Source organism: Arthrobacter sp. 10T413_2 (assembly GCF_056394205.1).
Window position 1 is genome coordinate 1 of the sequence record NZ_JBFTHK010000218.1, and the last position, 6,007, is coordinate 6,007.

Here is a 6,007-nt window from a genome sequence, read left to right on the forward strand (position 1 = left end):
CGAATTTCCTTTGCCAGAAGTAAGTCCCGAAGCATCCTCATACGTCATCTGCGACATTGACTGCGGCTCCGACGCCTTGCGGCTATGGTGGGATCCMGCCGTATCGGTCCAGGAGCTGCCCTTCGGCAATGCTTTTCAGCACGCGGCATGGACCAAAGAAGATAGCCAAATTGTCGACAGCCTCAGGGCGACTGGTGACTGGCCTGAGACTGTTGCAAAGGCAATAAGGGCCGCACCAGAACTCAACCGTAAGCTGGCAAATGTGGCCGCAACCCTCCGAGTGTCCCCGCGCAYCCTGCAACGCAAKCTCGAACTTACGGGTAACGACTTTGCTCAGCTACGCGACAGGGCATTGAGTGACCTGGCCGCCGATCTGCTGTCGAATACGGATCTTTCTGTAGCTCGGATATCACGCAAGCTGGGCTACGCAGAGCCGGCTAGCTTCACCATCGCCTTTAAACGGTGGAAGGGCGTGCCGCCCACGGCCTACCGGGAAGCTTCCCAGTACAAAAGCAAAGCCAGGTCCGGGGCCTAGGCCTGCCCGCCTCCGGCCGCTCACAGGYCCAGCCGGTGTTGGCCCAGTTTCAGCATTGGTGTCGCTTGTGCTGTCTCGTCCTCCGTCGCTCGGCTCGATGAAGACACGTAACGTTCCTGGACCAGCGGACAAACGGACGAGCCGATAAGCCTGGGTGCCGTGCTCGGTGTACCGAGTTGTGCATCACCCTCCGTCAGAGTAGAGCAGTTCGCCAACCAAGATCTGCGTCCTTCAACTATCCGCGCAGGATGTGGACGCTGAAATATCGGCACTCGGAACCAGATAGGGCCCTTAACGGCCACACTTTCGACGCGGATGAATGAGGCTGTTTCCACTCGAAGCATCGGAACGCGGTCGCTAGTCATTCCCAACAGGTCCCTTAACCACCCGAAAGTGGTTTGGCGCACTTTCCTATCTAGTTGACGTCCCTTACTGTGTGGATCCGACGCCCCCTACCCGTAGTTTTAACGCAGGACGGGGTCGGCAGAGAAGCCGACGTACTGAAGGAGATCGAATGAACTTCCCCAGCGTCCAGGGCTTGGTCACCGATTCACGCTGCCGGTGATGGTGGGCAGCCGTAGAACAAAACGATGTTCGCCGGCCGCCCCAAACGGTCATCAAGTGCGAGGACATTGCTCATGAAGCTGGGTGATCTTCACTCAGCTGCGAGCGGATCGTAAACCAACAACTCCGTGAGTAGCGCACGGCACTACCCAGGCTCGGATCCCATGGTACGTGCGCCACTCACGGTCAAGATTGACCCAGCGCCTKCTGGGTCCAAAAATAAAGGCAGTCAAAGATGACTCAATCGACATTGGCCGGGCCTCGACCCGGCCGAATCACAACGCTCGTTGCACTACTTMTGCTTAGCGGAGTAGCGCTTGACATCCAAGGCACAATCCTTTCGCCTTTGATCGGACTAATCGCTACAGAATCAGGCCTGTCGGKACCGCAGATCGGTTGGGTTCTAAACGCAATGCTGGTCGGCAGTGCCGTGTCCGTCGGTCTCACCTCCCGTATGGGCGACATTTTCGGGCATCGCAAGGTCCTGATTGCACTCATTGTCCTGGCTATGGCGGGATGTGCGCTGGCCGGGGGCGTCAATGGCTTCTGGCCTCTGGTGATTGGGCGATTCCTTATGGGCCTCGCTGTTGCCATCCCCCTGTGCTGGGGGCTGCTGCGTCCGCGGGCGACAGCACGTCAGGTCCAGCGCATCTCGATAGCACTTTCGACGGTGATGGCGATCTTCAGTCCGTTGGCGCTCGTTATTGGCGGCTTCATTGTTGGACTGGGACTGCCCTGGGAGAGCGTCTTCTGGGCGAGTTTTGTTCTCTACGTGGTGCTGCTGATCCTTGCGCTGGTCTCGCCGGAGACGCCCGCCGCTGCGCGTGCGCGAGTTCGCTTGGACTGGTTCGGTGCACTGGGGCTGGGCATTTGGGTCACGGCGCTGCTGATCGGAATCAGTGAAGGGCCCGCCCTGGGCTGGACMTCTTCTGTAGTGATCGGGTCGTTTATCGTGTGCGCAGTGACCTTGGCTGTTTGGGTTGTTCAGCAGCGACGCACGGAAGAGCCAATGGTTTCGTTCCGAAATATGGACGTGCGCCAGACCCTCATCGGGTTTTCTGCGATCCTTGCGATATTTATTGTCGGCAATGGCATATTCATCCTGCTGCCGGCGCTGCTGCAAACCCCGACGTCCTCCGGGTTCGGCCACGGCTTGTCTGCCCTGGAGTCATCATACGTTCTGCTCGCGATGCTTCCAGGCGCCGCAGTTGCGTACGCATGGACCCGGTGGGGACTCCAGCGGTTTGGTCCGAAGACCGTTTTGGTCCTTTCAGGGGCCGCCGCAGTCTTGGTCTTTCTTGGACTCGCGTTCGCGCATGATTCGGTGTGGATATCCTATGTCTGGGTTTTCCTGTACGGCGCCACGCTCCTGAGMTGCTGGAACACGGGATTCGCACTTGTCGCGTCGGCGGGCCGTCAAGACAATACCGCCGTGACCTTTGGCCTGCAGAACATCACCCAGTTCGTCGGCATGTCTGTGACCATCGCCATTGTGTTGAACTTGATGGTGCCTGGCGCCGACGGGTTTATTCCAGAGGATACCTTCGTTAGCATCTACGTCGCTTTCGCAGTGATCCTTGTTGCCCTTGTCGTGTTGTGGGCCGTGTTGGCCCCGGCGCGGATGGGCGATCGACACGCAATCGATACAGAGGCAGATCCCACAAAGGTCCATGCTGCTGCCTACTAGAAAGGCCAAGCACTGATCGTGGCCGTGCGGGAGGCGGAATGCGACCTCCCGCACTGCCGCGGCCCTGGGCACTTCGCCGCACTACTACACGGCGATCGCTGGCACCAACGTCGGTTAGTTCACTACCGACGGAACCTTAATTAAAGAATGGAAGAAGAACATGTCACGTTTGGCTGGCAAGGTAGCTGTCATCACTGGAGCCGCTAGCGGGATGGGTCTCGCGGCCCTTCAGCTTTTCACGGCTGAAGGTGCCCGAGTCGTCGCAGCGGACGTTTCCGAAAAGGCGTTGGAACAGGCTGTCCAGGATGTCACGGTCGAGGGACGCGAGGCCGTTGCGCGCGTCCTGGATGTCACATCTTCCGAATCCTGGAAGCGAGTAGTGAGTGAAACGGTCGCTGAATGGGGCACGGTTGACCTCCTCATCAATAATGCCGGCATCCACTCTGACAAAGGCATCCTTGACGCCGAGCTCGACGACTGGAACAGAGTGCTCGCAGTGAACACTACGGGGACTTGGCTGGGCATGAAACACGTGATCCCTGTMATGCAGTCTGCCGGCCACGGATCCATCGTGAACGTATCGTCTATCGGCGGGATCGTCGGCGGCGCGGCAGACGCCGGCGGGGCAGCCTACTCAGCTTCGAAGGGCGCCGTCCGATCGCTGTCGAAGCATGCTGCGCAGTGGTACGCGAAGGACAATATCCGCGTCAATTCCGTACACCCCGGCCCCATCTACACTGGCATGGCCCGGGCGGCAGGATACACCAGGGAGCAGATGAACCAAGGCAATGTGCCACTCCCGCCCTACGTGGGAGATCCCTCGGACATCGCCTACGGAATGCTCTACCTCGCCTCCGACGAAGCGAAGTTCGTCACCGGCGAGGAGCTCGTCATAGACGGCGGATTCATCAGTCACTGATCACACCCATGAGGCCAGGACTGGGCTGAGAGACGCGGGCTTGCATCGGTCCTGGCCTGGCGCCGCTAGGCGATCCACTAAAGCCTGCAGTTGGCTCGTCGCGGTGGAGCGGACTTGGAGGCGCCCGATAGGCAGAGACAGATCCATAAGGGACATCGGGATGAAACACCACATTCAATACGACTGGGTTCCCGTCATCGGGGAAACGGTACAAATAAGAAACAACGGGCGAATTGTCCGGACTGGTACGGTCGACGCTGTGACAAACGATGGCGCGATTCTTTGGCTCGCGGCCGAAGGGGTCTACCAGCGTCAGTTGATCACCAAAGCGGACGGGAATGAGGTCTGGATGACCTACAAATGGGAGTCCGCCGGCGCCCATAGGTGACCGTCCCGAACGACAAATACGTACACGCTTCCGGCCATAGCCTGCGGAGGTAACCGCGCCTGCCCGCTCGTGGCCCACAGAAGAACCTAATGAGAAAGGTCCGCACTAGATCATGGCAATGACCGCTCCCCGAATCATGATTTCGGCCATTACCCAATCTGAAGCTGATGAGAAGCTGAACGCCGCAGCGTCAGAACTCCAGCACCTGGCCAAGCACAATCCGGTCAGGGGTATCCTCGTGACCAGGCTCGCTCCGGGCCGGTACACGGTGGAACTGAGCACCGACGTGCCCTACGGGCTTACCCAGGAACGGGATGACAGCAGGCCCGTCTCGACTGAATCGTACAGAGACGGCGCCACCAGCGCAGGAAACGGGCCGATGCATGAATCTGTGCTGTTAGCGGCGTAGGACGTATCCTGGTCCGTCAAAGGCTCGAAGTCAGCTCTCGCATTGCGGATACAGGAGGTTCCGGAACTCGGAGCCGGCCTTTCCTCCCGCCCCACTCTAGAGAACCGTACCAGCATGCCTCGCGTCGAATGCATGGGGTGCTGAACCAGGATGCCTTGACCATTTCCGCGACAAATGGCCGAAAGAGCCATGAACTGGGCGAATGAACACCTGGCGGACATGCCCAAGTACAAGTCGCTAAACTTCGAACCTCTGACGGGATCGGTGGGCCCAGCGGCGCGCMGATCCCGTTGGGCTTTCCCGAAGAGGCGCGTGACACGCGCTGCGGGCACGACGTTGGCCGAATGAGAAGCCTGCAGTTCGGATGCCGGCTCTCTCAATACAACGGAAAGAAGTTGATATGGGGAACACGGTCAACAGTAAGTGCCGTCCCAGAAGCTGTTCCCGCCTGTTTTGAAGTAGTCCCAGGCCCCACCGCAACTGTGCACGAGGGCCCGGATATTTCACTMTCATAAGGTGGCATGCAATGCGTCTAATGTGGCCGCCGGTTTGTGCAACGCGGTCCCTCACTGTGGTGGGCGGGTCAGGGGTCGGCGAATGGCTCGGGACGGGCCCATGGAGGCTGGCTCCTGGCTCGCCCTTTGTTCTGAAGTCTCTCCAAATGGTGACCCGCCAAAGGGAAGGTCAGTTGGATTGAACGCGCAGATCCGAATAGGCGAAGTCAGCGGGATAGGAGCAGTGCTTCGCCCTGGCCCCCGCCGCCGCACAGGGCCACGGCTGCTTTGCCGGTGCCGCGGCGCGTGAGTTCGTGCACTGCAGAGACGACGACCCTCGCACCGGATGCTCCGATGGGATGGCCGAGGGAAATAGCTCCACCATTGACGTTGACTTTATCCATGCTGAGACCCAGTTGTTCCGCCKAATGCAGGGCCACGGAGGCGAAGGCTTCGTTGATCTCGACGAAGTCCAGGTCCTCTACGGCCCAGCCGGCTGTGTTGAGTGCTTTGATTATGGCGCGGGCCGGTTTGTCCGGCAGCGAGGTGTCTGGGCCAGCGATCTGACCTGGGCACCCTACGGTGGCCAGAATCCTTAGACCGTGGGTTTCCGCATAGGAACGTGTCGTCACGACGACGGCGGCAGCACCATCGTTCAGCGACGAGGCATTGCCCGCTGTCACGGTGCCGGTTGGTGAGAACGCAGATCGGAGGTTGCGCAACGACTCTTCGCTGCTCTCCGGACGCACGCCCTCATCGGAGGCGGCAAGCACCGCCTGCCCGCGTCGCCGCGGCACCTTGACGGGGACAATCTCAGCGTCAAATAGCCTCGCCGATTGAGCTGCCGAGGCACGYCGGTGGGACTCGGCAGCGGCCCGATCCTGGTCCTCGCGGGGGATGCCCAGCATCTCGTTGGCGCGGTCAGTGGCKAGTCCCATGGCCTCTTGATCGAAGGCATMAGTCAGGCCGTCGTGAGCCGCGGAGTCAATAAGCGCTGCGTCGCCGTAAAGG

The 6,007-nt window shown here is 60.0% G+C and carries 6 protein-coding genes; 5 read left to right on the forward strand and 1 reads right to left on the reverse strand.

Annotation, left to right across the window (positions count from 1 at the left end):
* The 5 genes from AC1DBQ_RS20810 to AC1DBQ_RS20830 form a co-directional block, all read left to right on the forward strand.
* Nucleotides 1–535, forward strand: a 535-nt coding sequence (locus tag AC1DBQ_RS20810) for a helix-turn-helix domain-containing protein (protein WP_476930318.1), incomplete at its 5' end; no start/stop codon positions are given.
* 799 nt (nt 536–1,334) lie between these two features.
* A complete protein-coding gene (locus AC1DBQ_RS20815) occupies nt 1,335–2,786 on the forward strand; it encodes an MFS transporter (protein WP_476930319.1) in 1,452 nt (483 codons plus the stop codon).
* Between the two features lie 169 nt (nt 2,787–2,955).
* On the forward strand, nt 2,956–3,705 hold the full coding sequence (locus tag AC1DBQ_RS20820; protein WP_476930320.1) for an SDR family NAD(P)-dependent oxidoreductase: 750 nt from the start codon (nt 2,956–2,958) through the stop codon (nt 3,703–3,705).
* Nucleotides 3,706–3,865: 160 nt separating this feature from the next.
* The gene (locus AC1DBQ_RS20825; RefSeq protein WP_476930321.1) at nt 3,866–4,093 is read left to right on the forward strand and encodes a hypothetical protein; all 228 of its coding nucleotides are present in this window, start codon (nt 3,866–3,868) and stop codon (nt 4,091–4,093) included.
* A 118-nt stretch (nt 4,094–4,211) separates the two neighbouring features.
* Nucleotides 4,212–4,502 (forward strand): hypothetical protein, encoded by a 291-nt coding sequence (locus AC1DBQ_RS20830; protein ID WP_476930322.1) that lies wholly within the window; start codon nt 4,212–4,214, stop codon nt 4,500–4,502.
* Between the two features lie 721 nt (nt 4,503–5,223).
* On the opposite strand, the gene AC1DBQ_RS20835 is transcribed toward AC1DBQ_RS20830, so the two are convergent.
* Nucleotides 5,224–6,007: acetyl-CoA C-acyltransferase (locus AC1DBQ_RS20835; protein ID WP_476930323.1), on the reverse strand; the 784-nt coding region annotated here is incomplete at its 5' end.

Coding starts and splice junctions, on each gene's coding strand:
- AC1DBQ_RS20830 (WP_476930322.1), top strand. CDS start 4,212: ATGACCGCTCCCCGAATCATGATTTCGGCCATTACCCAATCTGAAGCT.
- AC1DBQ_RS20825 (WP_476930321.1), top strand. CDS start 3,866: ATGAAACACCACATTCAATACGACTGGGTTCCCGTCATCGGGGAAACG.